Origin of the sequence: Echinicola sp. 20G, assembly GCF_015533855.1 — a bacterium.
GTDB lineage: Bacteria > Bacteroidota > Bacteroidia > Cytophagales > Cyclobacteriaceae > Echinicola.
The window spans coordinates 5494576-5513184 of record NZ_AP024154.1 but is presented as its reverse complement, the minus strand read 5'-3'; the positions used below and the strand labels follow the sequence as shown (position 1 = coordinate 5513184).

The window sequence follows — 18609 nt, the reverse complement described above, 5'->3', positions numbered from 1 at the left end:
GTAATTGACAAATCAGGAGATCAAAGGATTTAAATTATCAGCACAGATCAAATATTGGTCAATATAAGGGGGACCTAAGGTATTAAAAACAAAGAAATATGATTTAATCGTTCAATCCATATTAAATGAAGAATTATCAGTTTAGGTATGCAAATGGTATATATAAGGTGCTATTGGGATGGTTAGCCCTATTTGCGTTTGTAAATACAAGCTGTCAACGATCAAGCACCGCTGATACTACTATTAAGGTATCACATGGGAGTAGTCCAACGAAAGTTTATCAACAACCTAATATCATTTTCTATGTTGCTGATGATCAGGATATTTATGATTATGGGTGCTATGGGAATGAAAAAGTCCATACACCTGCGGTAGACCAGCTTGCAAGAGAGGGGCTATTGTTTGAAAATGCCTTTACTGGTCAAGCTATTTGCGCGCCAAGTCGCTCCCAATTGCTTACGGGAAAATACCCCCTCAAAAATGGTTGTTTTGCAAACCATACTCCGGTAAAGCCTGATATTGAAAGTATCACCCAACGAATGCAGGCGCTAGGTTATGAGGTTGTGCTGGCAGGAAAAAGCCATATCAAGCCAGATCAGGTTTTTGACTGGGACATAGAATGGAAAGGGGTATATAAGGAAGGAGTCCCGAGAGAATATATTCCTTTGGATAGCATCGAAAACTTTTTCAAGAAGAAGAGGCAGAAGCCCTTTTTCTTACTTATCGCTTCTTACTATCCCCATGCAGAATATTTTAAAGTAGAAAATGCTCAGGCGGAAGATATTCAATTTTATCCTTTCAATGAGCATAAAAAATCAGACAAATCATTTGTCAATAAAAAGGCAGGCTATTATCGAAGTATTCAGGAAGACAATACACAACTGGAAAAAGTATTACAATTGGTAGATAAGCATTTAGATAAAAATACCCTGTTTATGTACAGTGCTGATCATGGAGTTTCCGGAAAGTTTACAGTAAAGGATATCGGGCTTCGTGTACCTCTTGTGGCCCGATGGCCAGACGTCATCGAGGCGGGAACCGCCTCTGGGCAATTGGTTCACTATGTTGATATGTTGCCCACTTTTCTAGAAATCGCTGGGGGCGAGTCAGTGGGGGATTTGGATGGTAAAAGTATTTTGCCCTTGCTACAGGGGAGGGATCAGGAAATTCACCAATATGTATATGGGGTCAGAACCAATCAAAATATCTTAGTATCAGAAGTATTTCCCGCAAGGATGATCCGAGATAAGCGATATAAATATATCAGGAATTTCAACTCCATTGATGTGGTGGAGCAAAACCTAGGGGACAACCCCAATGTTAATTTCTTTATTCGTAGAGGAGCGATGGCTTTTAAGGAGGAGCCTTTTGAGGTGCTATATGATCTTCAAAGTGACCCCTTTGAGCAAAACAATCTAATTGAAGATGTCGACTATCAGGGTATTAAAAATAGGTTATGTGATGAATTGTTTAAATGGATGGAATTGCAAGGCGATTTTCTGAATGAGGAAATAGGGAATATGCCTTTAATCACTGGGGAAGGGAATAAGGGATTTAAACTAGATCAAAATACCAGGTTAAGGACTATTCCTGATTCTATGAAGAATACGCTCAATGAGGAGGATTATTTGATCATTAAGCATTGGTAATTAGCTGCCTTTCGTGTCAATCAAATATATGAAATTTAAAAAACATGAAATTAAAAAGCCTTATACTCGCCTTTTTTGTAGCGCTGTTATTTGTCAATTGTACAAAAAAAAACGCAAAGTCAACCAATACGACAAAAAAGCCAAATATCCTGTTTATTGCGGTAGATGATTTGCGGCCAGAACTGAATTTTTATGGATCTCAGAACATTTCGTCTCCTAATCTGGATAAGTTTGCCAGTGAAAGTTTGGTATTTAATAGGGCCTATTGCAATATACCTGTCTGTGGTGCCTCTAGGGCCAGTCTACTTACAGGAACTCGCCCCACCCGTTATCGATTTATAGATGCGAGAACAAGAAAAGACGTAGATTATCCTGGAGCGATATCCTTGCCAGCGCTCTTGAAAAAGAATGGCTATCGGACTATCTCAAATGGTAAAATCTACCATCATAATAATGACGACGAGCAAGCCTGGGATCAGATTTGGTTTCCAAAGGGGAATATTCGTGATTATCAATTGCAAAAAAATATAGCTCTTACCGAAGAAACTGGCTATGGACACCCAACGGAATCGGCAGACGTATCAGATGATGTTTATTTTGATGGAAAAATAGCCAACAAAGGAATTGAAAACCTTCGAAAGCTAAAGGGGAGTAAGAACCCTTTTTTCCTAGCATTAGGCTTTATGAAACCTCACTTACCATTTAATGCACCAAAAAAATATTGGGATCTTTATGATCCCAAGGAAATTAAACTCCCAAAAAATTACCATCAGCCTGCCTCAACCCCGAGTTTAGCGTTTCATAATTTCGGAGAATTACGGAAATATAGTCAAGTTCCTAAAAAGGGGCTATTGGCTGATGATTTAGCAAAAGAACTCATTCATGGATATTATGCTTCAGTGAGTTATGTGGATGCCCAGATTGGAAGAGTCCTCGATGAATTGAAAAAATTGAATTTGGATGAAAATACGATAGTTGTATTATGGGGAGATCACGGATGGAACTTAGGAGACCACAAACTTTGGGCGAAGCACTCTACTTTTGAATCAGCACTTAGGACACCTCTTGTACTTAAAGTGCCGGGCAAGACTAAAGGTGAAAAAACGGAGGTAATCACGGAGTATATCGATGTCTATCCGACCTTGTGTGAGCTAATAGGGATAGATGTACCTGAAACAGTTGAAGGCATCAGTATGGCTGTAATCTTGGAAGGAAATCCTCCTGAAAAGAATTGGGGCATTGCTAAGTTTAAAGATGCTGTAACAATCATTAAAGGCGACCTTTTTTATACTGAGTGGACTGATGATAATGGTTTAGGCTATGAAAGAATGTTGTTTGATCATAGCAATGATCCTTTAGAACTGGATAATCTCGCCGAAAAGAAGGAATACGAAAACCTTGTTGACAGTCTGGCAATAGAGTTACGGAATAAATGGGGAAAGGATTTCCTTGTCAAGACGACCTATTAATTAAGAGGATTATCTGGAAAAAATACGAATAAAGTCAATCAAACTCTAAAACCATTCTAACCAAAAAATAGGCATGAAATTAACCATTAATATTTTTGTGCTAAGCACTTTATTGACAGGCCTCTTTTACGCATGCGTGCAAGAGGAAAGTACAAGATGAAATAAAAAAGATCAGAAGGTGCTTCCATCTGGCTTACATTCCTACTCCAATTGGAACCCTACTTGGAATAATCTAATAGGTGATGAATCGAGTGCAGCCACTGACCAAGAAACGACAGTTTTGAGGGAGAAGGTGGCCAATGGCCCCATAGATACCAGAGGGACCTTTGTGGATGTGCCGAATGGCAGTATAGAGACAACCAGCACCGGGTCCCGCCGGGTGATGTCAGACAGTCAAATGAGATGGTACCCCCCCCCCTTAATTCCCAGGCCATTGATCCTAATGAAAGTATCCGATGGTACCAAAAAGATGGAAACACACAGGTTTTTAGGGTCTTTCCCGGAGACCAAAATTGTCAAAGCACCCGTGTGGGGGCAGGCTGAAGTGAAGCCTATGCCCCTAATTTAGGTATTAGAAGGGATGAAAATAGGGTCATGACCTTCTCTGCACTTTACCATGTAGAAGGACTCAATGTTACCAAAGACCTCAAAATATTCCAATCTAAAGCTACTGCAGAAGGAGAAATTAATCCTGCTTGGGTTGTGGGGCTGCATGTGACAGTTGCTGGAGATATTGATATCATAAAAAGGGAAATTACTTGGTGGTAGAATGAAAGTATATCAACGGGTAAATCAGTGGGAGAGAGCTTCAACCTACGAGTGACCGATGATAGTTATAATTACAAGGTATTTATTAATGACGTTGAAATGGCAGCAGGCAGTTGGGATAGAGGGGACTTAAAGTCTGTTTGCCGCTGGGGGGCTATGTTCAAGGAAGTAGTGACGGTGTACTTACCGGAAATGTCAATTATCCCCAAGTGATATTTATATGTGGAGTAATGGTTATAAAAAACTAAGGTAAGAAGGGAAAATGGAGATTAAATTCCTCTGGATTGATTTAGATGAGTGCCAGTGCCACATAAAAGATAATGAAAGTTTAAAGGTTATCGGGCTGATTTTCTAAAATAACCCTGAGAAATTTTCCTTTGACGATCTTGGCATGTTAGAAGCTGTTGTGCTTTTACGAGGTAGTATGGACATATAGATTTTTTATTTGAATGAGTCCCTGATTTTTATAGAAAACTTGATTGTGGTGGTTTTATTTTGTATTTCTCATGATTTGCCAATCTATGTGCCAATACGAGGCAGGATAACCTATGTTTTTAAAGTGGTTAATATTACTGTTAATCTTTGAATTACTAACTGTTGGAGGTCTGAAAACGGTTGGATTGCTTTTAAAGTTTATTTACATCTATCCCCCTTTGTAGACATTTTCATAGGCTAGTATTCCTATTTAGACGTTCGAATTTATTTAGAAGAGGATCAATTAATTTAAATTTTAGGATAAGAACAGATAACCTCAATTTCTAGTGCCCTATCATAGAATACTCAACAAGGCTAAGCGTTGTGGGGCAGAAATAAGCATTTCAGACGTAATGGACGGCTATCAATATCCATCCCTAACTAAAAAAAATCAAGATAACCTTAATAATAAATTAAAACCTAAACTATTCAATATGAAAAAGATTATACCCATTATAACCTTCTGCTTCGCACTATGTAATTCCCTATTTGCCCAAAAAGTGGTCCCAACCATCACCAGGGATGGGGATGCACGGATATTGGATAAATCCAACTATCCATTTATTGCAGAAAATGCAGATGGTATTCGATTAACCTACAAGGATTGGGCAGGTTATTCGGATGCACAAATAGCCACCATTTTTAACAATCTTACCCATAAAAATGCCCTGCACCATGCAGTGTGGCACAATCAGGATGTGGCCAATTCTACTGTAGTTACCAAAATGCCTGAAGGGTCAAATGTCTTGGCTTTTATGCTCTATCAGGAAGGGGACGGCATGAATGTCAACGATTGGAACACTATTATGGCTCAAAATCCACCTTTTCCAATGTTGGCCCATACCCGTAAATTTCATACAGATAGCAGGAGTGATGATTTTCGTGCCCAAATATTGGTTGCCGATGGTGCGGAATTTGAATTTCAGATGGACGACCCTGCTAAGTACCAACAAGCCGCGGATTTGCTGGAATTCTGTGTAAGCAATAATAAAATATGTTCCTTCCTGACCACTTACCAACGCAATCACGAGTACAACCTTAGTGCCTACAAAGCATTTTACTATTATTTAAAAAGATATTTTAAGGAGAAAAATAAGCCTCATTTCTTAAAGTCAGATTTGGTGATTTTTAATGTGAACTGTTACAATAATGATGAAGTATTTCCGGATGCTGATGATGCCGGAGGGACGTTTGGGGTGGCTCGTTGGCTTATCAAGCAAAAAACAGCTGATGACTGGATTCAACCTCATTTGTCTTTTACAGCACCTCAAAATGATGATTATTTTCAGAACCATGCCAATATTACAGTAAACGTCGCAGTTGATTACACTCAAGATCCTATAGCAAATATAAAATTATACAATGCGAATAATGAACTCATTGGGATTGATTATGCGGCACCCTATGAGTGGAGCGGGGGACTGCTTGATGACTTGACTACAGGTATTCATCAGCTGAAGGCGGTGGCCACCGATATCAATGGCAATACCAGTGATAGGATCATTCAAATCAGAATAATGAAAGATCCGATTTCTGTTCCTGACCGCTTTAAGGCATCCGATGCTCATGACTATAAACTTAGGAATGAGCCCATCATTGAGGAAGGACTTATCAGGCATGTATACAAGGATGAATGGGTTACCTATAAAATTGATGTGAAGAAAGCTGGTTACTATGACGTTGGAGTAGATTTGAAAGTTCAGCGTTCCAAACAATATGGCGGTACTATAATTCTAAACAAAGGAACATTTGGTGCCCTGACCGAAGTAGGTCGGTTTACCACCATTACCAATGACCCGGACCAACCAGCCTTGCCCGACTTTACGGAAAATCCTAAGGTAAATATGGATAGCATTTGGTTTGATGAAGGTTTGCAAGAGATAACCTTTACTTTTGATCATCCCTCGGGGATTACTAGGCCTCAGTTCTACTTGTTCACTTATGACTTTAAATTGCAGGGAGCTCCAACCATTGAGATCAATACCCCCTCGCTCAATAGTAATGGGGAGTACGATATAATCACTGCTCCCGGCAAAATCGTAGTAGTATCCAATATTACTCCTGTAAACGGAGAAAACATAGAATATGCTGATTTATATATCAATGGCAATTTTGTCAGGCGAGATTCCAGTGCTCCCTACTCCTGGAATGATGAGGACCAGGACGCAGCCCAATTAAGTAATTTGCCGGAGGGCGTGTACTCCATGGAAATTGTGACTGAGGATGATCAAAATAACAAGGCCTATAAAAGGTTTGAATTAAAGGTGGTGAACCGTATGCCCTACACCAATTTGACTATTCCAGGAACAACTCAAGCATGGCATTTTGATATTGGAGGCGAAGGAGCCGCTTATCATGACTTTAACGTGGGATACGAGCGAGGTCTTCCAGAGGAACGAAATCCCCGGCGGGCTATAGCCGGAAAGGAAGACGTGGAAATTGATGCTGTTCAGGGAGATTTTGCAGTGAGTGGTATCCGGGATGGAGAATGGCTTTCCTATACCTTTGAATCCGTTGATTCGGGGCAATATGAAGTGTCATTTTTAGCCGCCTCACGAATTGGGAAAAGCGCCAATATTAAGTTGCTCTTGGACGGTAAGGACCTTGGTGATGTGGTGATCACTGGAACTGGAGCCAATTTTAGCGATTATGAATGGTATACAGCCTCGGGAATTATCATCCCTGAAAACATGAGCAATGCCAGTCTTCAAATGATATTTACTCCACGTGATGGTACTACCAGCTGGTTGTTTTTCTTTAAGGAGTTCAAGTTTACAAAGACAGGCCCTGCCAGCAGTCCTATCGTAAATGAAATCAACTTACCGGAACAACTATGTGAAAATCAGTCCATAACCGTTAAGGTAGATGCAGTAGATATTAATGGGAATATCGCTAATGTAGAGCTGTTGCTTGATGGCATATCATTGGGAAGGGCTGATGAAATGCCCTATGAGTTTACCTTTTCCTTACCAGAAGGGGGGAGCTATGAACTTACCGCTATTGCTACTGATGATGAGAGCAATACTGGGGAGAAAACGGTATTGTTTTCAAGCACTGGCTGTGATGTCGCGGAAGAAAAACTCGATGCATGTAATATTACAGCTAGCTCCTCCCAGGCTCCAAACGTCCCGGGCAATGTTGCCGATGGTAAATTGGGGACACGATGGTCATCGAGTGGGGATGGGGAGACCCTGACCATGGATTTATGCGAAACCTTTCATATAGGTAGCATCAGGGCTGCCTTCCTTAGTGGAGATCGTCGAAAATCTTACTTTGATATTCAGGTATCTACTGATGGAATTAGTTGGACAGATGTTTTGACGAATGTAGCGTCAAGTGGATCGACGACCGGTTTAGAGGATTTTGCCCTCTCCAACCCGGTGGATGCCAGGTATGTTCGTTATGTTGGTCACGGAAACTCTGCAAGTTCTTGGAATTCGGTGACTGAGCTGGAGGTGTGGGGAGTGGTAAATCAAGCTCCTACAGTTGTTATGGGAAATCCGCTTAATAATAGTACCATAGAATTGGGAGAAAGTACAGTATTAGAAGCCAATGCAATAGATGACGGTTCCATAACCCAGATTGACTATAGGTTGGATAAGAAACTTTATGCTCAAACCAAATCAGCTCCATTTGATGTAACCTGGACGGCTTCAGAAGTAGGAAGTTTTGTCATAGATGCTGTCGCATATGATGATCAGCGTATCAGCTCCGTTTCTGAGGGGGTTGCTGTTGAGGTGGTAGATCGGACAGCTCCAAGTGTTGTTTGTAATAACATCACAGTGTATTTGGACGAAGAGGGGAATGCCCTTATTTCGGCTGAGGAGCTGGATGGTGGTAGTACCGATTTGAGCGGTGTCGTCTCTTTTTCAGCATCGCAGACCAACTTTACATGTGGAAATATTGGTGCCAATGACGTTGTTTTAACGGTTACCGATCCCTATAATAATTCAGCCTCTTGTAGGGCTATTGTGACAGTTCTTGATACCATCGCACCCGTGATCAACCTTGCAACAGAGAGCATTGCCATATGGCCTCCTAACCACAAATATCGAACGTTTAATGTTGCTGATTTTGTTGGTTCGGTTTCAGATAATTGTGCAGATTTAAATATTGATGATGTAGTTATTTTGTCGGTAAGTTCTGATGAAGCAGAAAATGCTGATGAAGACGGGAACACTTTAAATGATATTGTTATCGGTCCAAATTGCAGCACTGTGGACTTAATGCAGGAAAGATCCGGTACAGGAGATGGCAGGGTATACACCATTGTACTTGCCTTGGAGGACAATTATCAGAATAAGGTCCTTGAGCAGGTAACTGTTACTGTTCCGGTTGATGAAGCTATACCCGTAATCGATAATGAAGTAGTGTATTCTGTAAATGGCAACTGCACTTCCCGTTCAGAAGAGAGGACTTTATTTGTCAATGAGGATAGTGCAACTTCCTCTGGTGGTCAACACGAATTGGTAGTATATCCTAATCCCACCATTAAGGATTTTACTATTGATTTTGGTGAAATGGGGACAGTCCAAGTATTCATCCATAATAGAGTGGGGGGATTGGTTTATAACAGAGCAGTATCTGAGCAAATGCTTCATTTATCCAAAGGAGATGTCTTCAGAAGTGGTGTATACGTCATTACGGCGATTGATCAATCCGGGGAAAAATATTATCAAAAGCTAATTATAAAATAAATAAACCTATGATATACTTTTTAGACTCTTATTTTGGAGATTGGTAAGGTTTGAATCCAGAAGGGCCTCCTGTTTAAGTAAGGAGGTCCTTTTACCTTTTTATTTTTTATGAATCGAGCTTGGCTCATTTCAAATAGACCTAGTATGAAGCAGGATAATCAACTTCATAATATTGATTAACATTAAGTTCAAGATACTTGGGTTCATATAGTTCCCAATTTGGCCGATTTCTGTCAAATCATAACGGCAAAAGGAAAAGTTAACTGTAATATTTTCAATGAGCCAATTAATAAAATTCATAAAAAGTGAAAAAAGCAATTTTATTTCTAGTACTGTTCATTAATTTATCCCTTGCATTTTCGCAGAATTCGGGTGATCCCAAATGGATATGGCAAGAGGAAGAAGGTCCTGCCAATTCATGGATGGCATTCAGAAAAACAATCGATCTTGAAAAAGTTCCCAATAAGGCCCTGACAAAAATAGCGGCGGATACGAAATATTGGCTATGGATAAATGGAGAGATGGTGTTGTTCGAAGGCGGATTGGCCCGCGGAGCAGCCCCAAATACCATTTATTATGACCCAATTGATTTGGCTCCATATCTAAAAAAAGGACAAAATACAATTGCTATTTTGGTTTGGTACTGGGGACGTACCCGAAAGACCCATGAAGATAGTGGCTGTGGAGGCCTCTATGTAGCAGCCGAGTGGGAAGAAGATCTGAATACGAATACATCTTGGAAAATGAACATTCACCCGGCCTATGATCCCAATAGCGGGGGAGGTGGTGGTTCTGCCAATCGGGTGAATGCTTATAATGTAAGATTTGATGCCAGAAAAGCAATGGCCGACTGGACGGACCAAGCTTGGTACACCCCCGCTTTTGACGACAGCAACTGGCCAACACCAATCGAAAAAGGAAAGGCCAATACCAAACCATGGGGAGATATGGTGAAACGGGCCATTCCTCAGTGGAACGATCGCGGTCTATCCGACTATACATCTATCCATATAGAACAAGGTGAATGGAAGCTCAGCCTTCCTTACAAGAACACAACGGACAGTGCTGTGGTACTGAGTGCAAAACTCCCCTTTAACCAGCAAATTACCCCCTATCTGAAAGTAAAAAGTATAGCAGGGGATACTATTGTTATCGATACAGATAATGACTTTAATCTTTTACAATCAAAATACATCACGAGAGAAGGAGAGCAGGAATTTGAGGGATTTACTTGGTTCAATGGCCATTCGGTAGAGTACACTATTCCAATAGGAGTGGAAGTACTGGAGTTGAAATATCGTTGGACAGGAGTGGGTGAAATGACAGGTGTATTCCAATGTAATGACGATTTCTATACCCGGCTTTGGTGGATGGCCAGAAATACGCTTTATGTGTGCGCCCGTGATAATTATATGGATTGTCCCGATAGGGAACGTGGTCTATGGATAGGTGATGTGGCCGATCAAACTGGGGCTGTGTTTTATACCTTGGATAAACCCGGTCGCTTATTACTTAAAAAAGCCATTGATAATACCATTGCCTATAGTGCTGGTGATACCATTCAAGGTTTGGCACCGGGATTTGGTGCATATCGCGGGGCAAGTAGTGAACTGACAGGTCAAAGCCTCCAATATATCGATCAGGGCATATGGAGTTATTATTACAATACAGGAGACCAATCCACGCTAGAAACTGCCTACCCTGCTGTATTGAGCTATTTGAAACTCTGGGAAATGAAGCCCAATGGTCTGCCGGAACATCGTCAGGGCTATGCCAATTGGGTTGATTGGGGTGTAGATCCTGATCCAGTCCCTGTAAATGTGATCTTGTACTATATGGCTTTAAAGGCTGCTAAAAAGATGGCGGTAACTTTAAACAAAAACGAGGATATAGCATGGTATACCAAACGCATCCTCAGTATCAAAGAGACCTTCGAAGGTGAATATTGGCAGGGGACTTATTATGGGAGAGCGAATATGCCCATCGAGGAACGGACCAGTGCATTGGCCATCATTAGCGGTCTGGCTAACGAAAAGCATTTTGACACCTTGGTGGATAGTGTGTTGATCCCGGTCCAAAAAGCCAGTCCGCATATGGAGTGGATGGCCGAAGAGGCCATCATGCTCACTGGACAATACGATAAAGGTTTGTCGCGTATGCGCCAACGCTACGAAAGCCAAGTGAAGATGGATTGGCTGACGACCTTGTACGAAAAGTACCATCCTCAATTGCGGGGTACCTATAACCATGCGTGGAACGCTCCCAATTATGTGCTGTCAAGATATATTGCCGGTATTAAGGCAACTGACGTAGCTTGGAGCAAATACGAAGTTAAGCCTAATATGGCCCATCTCACTCATGTAAAGCAAATAGTGCCCAGTGTGAAGGGGGATATCATGCTTGAAGTTGATAAAAATGATGGTAATTATATCCTAGACCTTACCTCACCAGCTCAAACAACAGCTACTATTTTCATCCCGGCAAAAGGGCGGATAAGTGTGAATGGAAAAGTAGTCTGGAAGGAAGGACAATTCAAGAACAAGGTTCCTCAGGTGAATTTTATCCAGGCAGATGATGAGTTTATAAGTCTTGAAGTAAAACCTGGTGTATGGAAAATTAAGGCAATGGATTGATCCAACCTTCTTCCTCGATAAATGTAAAAATAGGAAGAGGGTAAAACCATTTGATACCAATGGAAGAGAAAAAAGGCAGATTATTAAATGCAATTTTAGCGAGCTTTGTTTTGATGGCGATGTTCTCCTGTCAAAACAAAATAGAACAGGATTTTGCAAATCCTCCTGGCCGTTACAGGCCCATGCCTTTCTGGCATATTAACGGGGAGCTTACTACCCAAGGGATCCGACAGCAAATGATAGATGCGAAAGAGGCCGGTTTTTCAGGAGTGAGTTTATTGCCCTTGGCCGAAAAAAGTCCGAGCAAGCCAGGGACTTCGCCTAATTTCCTTTCGGAGGAATATTTTGAGCGTTACCAGGATATGATCAAAATTGCAGAGGAATTGGATATGGAAATCGTATTGTACGACGATAATGATTTTCCGAGTGGTATGGCCGGGGGAAAAATGGAAGAAAAGTATCCAAACCACACCATGAAAAGGTTGGATAAAATCGAATATAAGGTGAAAGGCCCTGTACTTTTTAGTGATAGTATTCCTGGTATCCAATTAATGGCCGCAGTGGCTACCAATGAACGAACTAATGAACGCATTGAAATAAGTCCTTTTGCAAAGGATGGGGTGCTACAGTGGAAGGTTCCAGAAGGTAATTGGAAAATAATGTTCTTTCCTTTAATGAAGGACAGTTTTCACAAGAAGTACCTGTGCATGGATTTTATGGACACTGTTGCAGTGCGCCATATGATTAATGAGACTTATGAAAAGTACAAAGCGCGTTTTGGTCAGTATTTTGGCAACACCATTAAAACCACCTTTTTCGACGATGTGGGTTTTTGGCGTCATCCCCGTAACTGGACGACTTCTTTTAATCAAAAGTTTGAAGAGCTGAATGGTTTTGACCCGCGTCCCTATTACCCCGCATTATGGGAGGATATTGGGCCGGAAACCGAGGCTGTAAGAAACGCTTTTTTCAGAACACGCGCCGAATTATTGGCTGAAGGGTTCCCCAAACTGGTAGGGCAATGGAATGAAGCCAATGGCCTTAATAGTACCGGCCATCCACCGGGAAATTACGATCCCACACCCATAGATATGAATGCCGACATTTTTAAATTTTATCGGTATACCCAAATACCTTTAACCGATGCTATTATTGGTTATCAGTTTGGTCAAAACGGACATAAGCTTATTAGCTCTGCAGCCGATTATTATGACCGTCCATTAGTGGCCACAGAAATTTATGGAGCTTACAAAGAGAACTCATTTGACTCATTGATGCTGTATAGAGCCATGATGGATTTATTTGCACGAGGTGTCAATATGGTCATTCCTCACGGCATGTGGTATAATCCTGAGAAAGTTTACATACCACCATTGGTTTCGCCATATAGTGAGAAATTGGCTCCTGCACTTCCTGCTTACTCCAATTTTGTAGGGCGTGCCAGTATGTTACTTAGAGGCGGAAGACGGGTTAGCGAGATTGCCGTACTTTATCCATTTGAGGGCTTGGCAGGATGGTTCCGTTTTGATAATCCTGACAGTATACGCCAAGGGTTTTACGTAGCTCCTGAAACCGATTACCAAACCGTCAGTGGATGGCTGACCAATGATATCCGTCGTGATTTTACCTTTGTCCATCCAGAACTGCTCCTTGATGAAAAGTACACGATTGAGGAGGGTAAAATAAAATTGAACAACGACGAAAACCACCAAGCATACCATACGCTTATTCTTACCGGAAGCAAAGTGATTACATATGCTACGCTTAAAAAAGTGAAGCAATTTTATGATAATGGCGGGACACTTATCGCTACTACCATGTTGCCGTTTAAGTCGGCCACTATTGGAAATGATGACCAGGTGATATCACTGGTCAAGGAGATTTTTGGTTTGGATCCGACCCGGCAAGGTGAGTTGAGTGAAACAATAAAATCCCAAAATGCAACAGGAGGCAAGGCGCTATTTATTCCAAATCCCGATGCATCTAAGCTGGAGGTAATCTTGGACAAACACAGTGATGCAGCGGATGTGACTTTTGAGGAAAATCCGGTTTTAAAAACCGATATGGGTAAATTTAATTATGTCCATAAGGTTAATGGTGGTCGACATATTTACTTTTTTACCAATTCCAGTAACGAAACCATTACAACTGATGTATTACTTCGTGGTGAGCTAGCACCTGAAATATGGAATCCACATACGGGTTCAATCAATAGAAACTTGACATCTTCATTTGAAAAAAGAAATGGAGAGACTTATACCCGCATTCCACTTCAGTTAGAAGCTGTGAAATCGTTGTTTGTTATTGCTAATCAATAACGAGGGAGGTATTTGGATGGCGCCTTACCGCCTAAAGATTACCGAAGCCATAAAAGCTGGAGAAAATAAGCTGGAATTGAAGTGGTCAACCTTTGGAGAAACCATTTAATAGGGGATAAATCACGGGTAAAAGATGAAAAATATACCTGGATAGTTACAGATAAAATCACACCGGAAAGTCCGTTGCAATCTTCCGGGTTATTAAGGCCGATGGATATAGAAGCAGTAACATATTATTAGTAACAATCTGTGATTAAAATATAGAGAATACTATAGAATAAATAAAAAAGGAATATTTATGAGTAACCTTTACAAAATAGCACGAATGATATCGGTAGTTTTTATGCTACTGTTATATGGCTCATGTGACAAAAAACAAGATTTTACCGTTCCCAATATCATTATTATAAATGTTGACGATTTGGGCTGGAAAGATGTAGGTTTTATGGGAAGCGAATACTATGAAACTCCAAACATAGATTATCTTTCCGGTTTAGGTATGGTATTTACAAATGGATATGCTGCTGCCTCAAATTGTGCCCCCAGTAGAGCCTGCCTTATGACTGGACAATGGACACCGCGTCATGGCATCTATACCGTTAGCCCTTCCACACGTGGGAAATCAGAAAACAGAAAATTAATTCCAACAGAAAACACACATACACTCTCAAATGACCATACTATTTTGCCTGAGGTACTGCATGATAATGGATATGTTAATTGCCATGCAGGTAAATGGCATTTGAGTGACAATCCTTTAGAGTATGGTTTTGATATAAATATTGGAGGTGGCCACAATGGGATGCCAAAAAGTTATGAGCCACCTTATCAAAATGTTAATATTGAAAAAGGGAATAATACGTATTTAACTGATTTGATAATGGAAAAAACATTATCGTTTATTGATTCCGTGAGAAAACCATTTTTTCTAAACTACTCACCTTATGCTGTTCATGTGCCCATAATGCCCGTAAATAGTCTTTTACCTAAATATGAAAAAAAGGCGCCATGGAATGGTCAGGGAAATCCAGAATATGCCTCTATGGTGGATAATTTGGACAGAAACATTGGTCTGCTTATTGATAAACTAAAAGAAAAACAAATTTTTGATAATACCTTGATTGTTTTTACTTCAGATAATGGGGGCTTGTACGGGCTAACTAAACAAAAACCATTGCGGGCAGGAAAAGGAAGTTATTATGAAGGAGGAATCAGGGGACCATTTTTCTTTGTTTTTAAGGATAAGATAAAAGCCAATACTAAAAGTGATGCGCCAATAACGAACCTAGATATCTTTCCAACAGTTCTAGAATATGCCGGAATTAATAATTCTAACTTGTCTTTAGATGGTGATAATTTATCGTTAGTTTTAGAAGGGAAAGCAGAATTATTAGAACGCCCTTTATTTTGGCATTTCCCAATATATTTAGAAGCCTATAATAGATCTGACAATGAAAACAGAGACCCTTTGTTTCGAACAAGACCTGGTTCTGTAATTAGAAAAGGAAATTGGAAACTGCATTATTATTTTGAGGATCATGGGATAGAATTATACAACTTGTCTGAAGATATTGGGGAACGCAACAATCTAGCAAAAGCTAACCCCAAAAAGGCAGAAGAACTTTTAATGGATTTAAAGGATTGGTGGAAGGATACAAATGCTCCACTACCCAATAAACTGAACCCTGAATATTTAGAGTAAAATCACTCAAAGTGTATTTTGATAGGTTTAGTTTAGCTGTTTTTTGGGATAAAATCCAAGGCTATACCAACGATTGGGAAATCAGGCTGTCACCCAAATCAACAGAGAACCACTATCAGCTACATTATTTTCATGAAGATAGCACGGACGATGTGACTTCGTTCAAGGGTATTTGGACCTTTGTGTATTACAGGGATGTCAGTGAGATGCCTGACAATGCATTCCCCAAAAAAGGAATAAAATTGAAGTGGTAATAAAAGCTCAGGAGAATGTTACCGATGAATCTCCCGTTGCGGGGGAAACATCCTCATGGAACTGGATGGTAGTACAGTAATTGGAAAGCCCAAAACTGGTTCTATCCTTGGTTATCCTTTTCTTGTGGAAGCAGGAGGAAGGATAATGTGCGTTACCTGTAAAAAAAAATAATAGATGATCGGCGACCGTAGGAGCCTGGATAAATATCAATGACAATAAAAGTTATGATGAATAGATTTGGAAAGATAAAACACTTGTTAGCTGCATTTTTAATATTGTTTTTATTCTCAAATGTCCATGCCAAAAGTTGGGGCAATGCCCAATGGATATGGCAAAAGGAGGATGGGCCGTCCAATACTTGGATAGCTTTTAGAAAAACTGTTACCTTGGATGAAGTCCCAGAAAAAGTTGAGGCGCGAATTGCTGTAGACAGTAAGTTTTGGTTGTGGATAAATGGGGAAATGGTACTTTTTGAAGGAGGATTGTCCCGAGGGCCCAGCCCTGTCGGAGATTGGGAAAGGGAAAATAACATCACACCAGCTAACTCCTGGTATCAAACAGTGGATATCCAACCCTACCTTCAAGAAGGTGAAAATACCATCGCTGTGCTGGCTTGGTATTGGGGAAGAGAAACCCATAAAGGAACCCATATTGACAGTAAAAAAGGCGGTTTGCTCTTTATCGCTGAGTGGGGCGATCATACGGTAGTATCAGATGCATCCTGGAAAGCCATGCAGCATCCGGGATACGATAATAACATGGATCCCGCCAGCAAAAATTTAATTCAATATAGTGTCAAATACGATGCGCAAAAAGCGTTGAACGATTGGTCGGACGATGCCTGGTACACCGAGGGGTATAACGACAGCAACTGGCCTTTGGCCGTGGAAAAGGGCAGTGCTGGGGATGCCCCCTGGTATTTGCCGGAGGAAAATTTTGTACCATTATTAGTAAACCATGGTTTAAAGAATTATGAAAATCATGCTCAACTCGAACTGCCATTCGTAAGCAAGGGGCAAACGGTAAAGTGCCAACTCCCTTTTAACAAGCAGATTACTCCGTACCTGGAAATTGAAGCTGATGCAGGAGATACCATTTTTGTTACTACCGATAATAGGTTAAATAAAATTAACGCCACATATATCACCAAAGAGGGAGAACAGGCATTTGAAAGTTTTTCGTGGATGAACGGACACGAAGTGATATATACCATTCCGGAAGGAGTAAAAGTAAAGGCCTTAAAATACCGATGGATGAGTGTAGGTGAAATGGCCGGGAAATTTGAGATTGACGATCCTTTTTACCAACGCCTCTGGTGGATGGGCAATAATACCCTCTTTGTTTGTGCCCGTGATAATTTTATGGATTGTCCGGATAGGGAAAGGGCTCTGTGGATAGGCGATGTAGCCGACCAAACAGGGTACCTGTTCTACTCAATGGATGAGGCCGGGCGCAAATTGCTTAAAAAAGCCATATTACAAACGGTTGATTTCAGCGAAGACGGGGTAATTGGAGCCTTGGGGCCATTACGGGTCCGTGAATTGGTGACCCAAAGCTTACAATTTATTGCCCAGGTGGTATGGCCTTACTATTTGAACACCGGAGACAAGGAAACATTGAAAATTGCATATCCCTATCTTTTTGCCTATTTGGATTTATTCCCCATGCAGGAAAATGGCTTACCGGAGTATCGAAGAGGAAAAAGCCCAGATACATGGGACTGGTTGGATTGGGGTGTTGAAAATACCATCGATAAAGCTCCCATTCAGATGGCATTTTACTACCTGGCCTTGAAGGAAGCCAAGAAAATGGCTGAAGCTTTAGGTAATGAAGAGCACATAGACTGGTATAATAAACGAATGGCTACCATGAGACCGGCTTATGAAAAAGCCTTTTGGAAGGATGGTTATTATAGTAGTAATGAGGGCAGATTTAAAGATGACAGGGCCAACGCCATCGCCATAGTTTCAGGAATTGCAAATCCTGAGTTTTATGATCAGATTGTTAAGAATGTGCTTACTCAAAACCACTTTTCAAGTCCGCACTTCGAATGGATAGTAGAAGAAGCCATGTGTATCGCCGGAAGACATAAGGAGTCACTCGAAAGAATGAGGGAGCGGTATCAAAGTCAGGTGGATGATGCATCTATGTCAACGTTGTACGAGAAGTTTCCCAATGGCGGAAGTTACAATCATGCCTGGAATGCACCCAATACTATCTTGTCCAAGTATATCGCCGGGGTGGAACCTACCAAAGTAGCCTGGAGCGAATATAAGATTATGCCTACATTACTTCATTTTTCAAGTTTGGAGAAAACAATTCCAACCGTAAAAGGAAATATTGCCCTAAGCATTGAGTCGCGAAATAATACCTATCAGTTACAACTGAATTCTCCTGATGAAACCACTGCAATTGTCGGTATTCCAAAGACTGAAAAAGAAATTTTCATGGTGAAAGTGAATGCCAAGTTGGTGTGGAAGAATGGAAAAACTATTAAGGCTTTAAAAGGTGTGTCATTTGATCATGAAAATGCTTCGCATCTCAATTTTAAGGTAGGAGCAGGACAATGGGAGCTGACAGCCATTTATAAGTAATAAGTTAATAATAAAGAATTGTTTTTTGTACCAGGGAGAGGAGATAACAA

11 protein-coding genes are annotated in these 18609 nt (G+C 40.7%); all 11 read left to right on the top strand.

The window, feature by feature from the left end; genetic code table 11:
* The first annotated feature begins 125 nt into the window (after positions 1-125).
* The 11 genes from JL001_RS22070 to JL001_RS22020 all read left to right on the top strand — a co-directional run bounded on the left by JL001_RS22070 (position 126) and on the right by JL001_RS22020 (position 18559).
* Positions 126-1649, top strand: coding sequence for a sulfatase (locus tag JL001_RS22070; RefSeq protein WP_200979997.1), 1524 nt, complete (start codon positions 126-128; stop codon positions 1647-1649).
* Positions 1650-1693: 44 nt separating this feature from the next.
* Positions 1694-3118 carry a sulfatase gene (locus tag JL001_RS22065; RefSeq protein ID WP_200979995.1) on the top strand — a complete coding sequence of 475 codons (1425 nt, stop codon included), beginning with the start codon at positions 1694-1696 and terminating at the stop codon, positions 3116-3118.
* A gap of 178 nt (positions 3119-3296) precedes the next feature.
* Positions 3297-3686, top strand: coding sequence for a hypothetical protein (locus JL001_RS22060; protein ID WP_200979993.1), 390 nt, complete (start codon positions 3297-3299; stop codon positions 3684-3686).
* Positions 3687-3712: 26 nt separating this feature from the next.
* Complete coding sequence (locus tag JL001_RS22055) at positions 3713-3886, top strand: hypothetical protein (RefSeq protein ID WP_200979991.1); 174 nt, start codon at positions 3713-3715, stop codon at positions 3884-3886.
* Between the two features lie 27 nt (positions 3887-3913).
* Complete coding sequence (locus JL001_RS22050; RefSeq protein ID WP_200979989.1) at positions 3914-4099, top strand: hypothetical protein; 186 nt, start codon at positions 3914-3916, stop codon at positions 4097-4099.
* 695 nt (positions 4100-4794) lie between these two features.
* Positions 4795-9057, top strand: a complete 4263-nt coding sequence (locus JL001_RS22045; RefSeq protein ID WP_200979987.1) for an Ig-like domain-containing protein — start codon at positions 4795-4797, stop codon at positions 9055-9057.
* 305 nt (positions 9058-9362) lie between these two features.
* On the top strand, positions 9363-11690 hold the full coding sequence (locus tag JL001_RS22040) for a GH116 family glycosyl hydrolase (RefSeq protein ID WP_200979985.1): 2328 nt from the start codon (positions 9363-9365) through the stop codon (positions 11688-11690).
* A gap of 59 nt (positions 11691-11749) precedes the next feature.
* Complete coding sequence (locus JL001_RS22035; protein WP_200979984.1) at positions 11750-14008, top strand: glycosyl hydrolase; 2259 nt, start codon at positions 11750-11752, stop codon at positions 14006-14008.
* Positions 14009-14306: 298 nt separating this feature from the next.
* Positions 14307-15710 (top strand): sulfatase, encoded by a 1404-nt coding sequence (locus JL001_RS22030; RefSeq protein ID WP_236252942.1) that lies wholly within the window; start codon positions 14307-14309, stop codon positions 15708-15710.
* 11 nt (positions 15711-15721) lie between these two features.
* The gene (locus JL001_RS22025; protein WP_200979983.1) at positions 15722-15964 is read left to right on the top strand and encodes a hypothetical protein; all 243 of its coding nucleotides are present in this window, start codon (positions 15722-15724) and stop codon (positions 15962-15964) included.
* A gap of 225 nt (positions 15965-16189) precedes the next feature.
* Positions 16190-18559, top strand: coding sequence for an alpha-L-rhamnosidase C-terminal domain-containing protein (locus JL001_RS22020; RefSeq protein WP_200979982.1), 2370 nt, complete (start codon positions 16190-16192; stop codon positions 18557-18559).
* Positions 18560-18609: the final 50 nt, after the last annotated feature.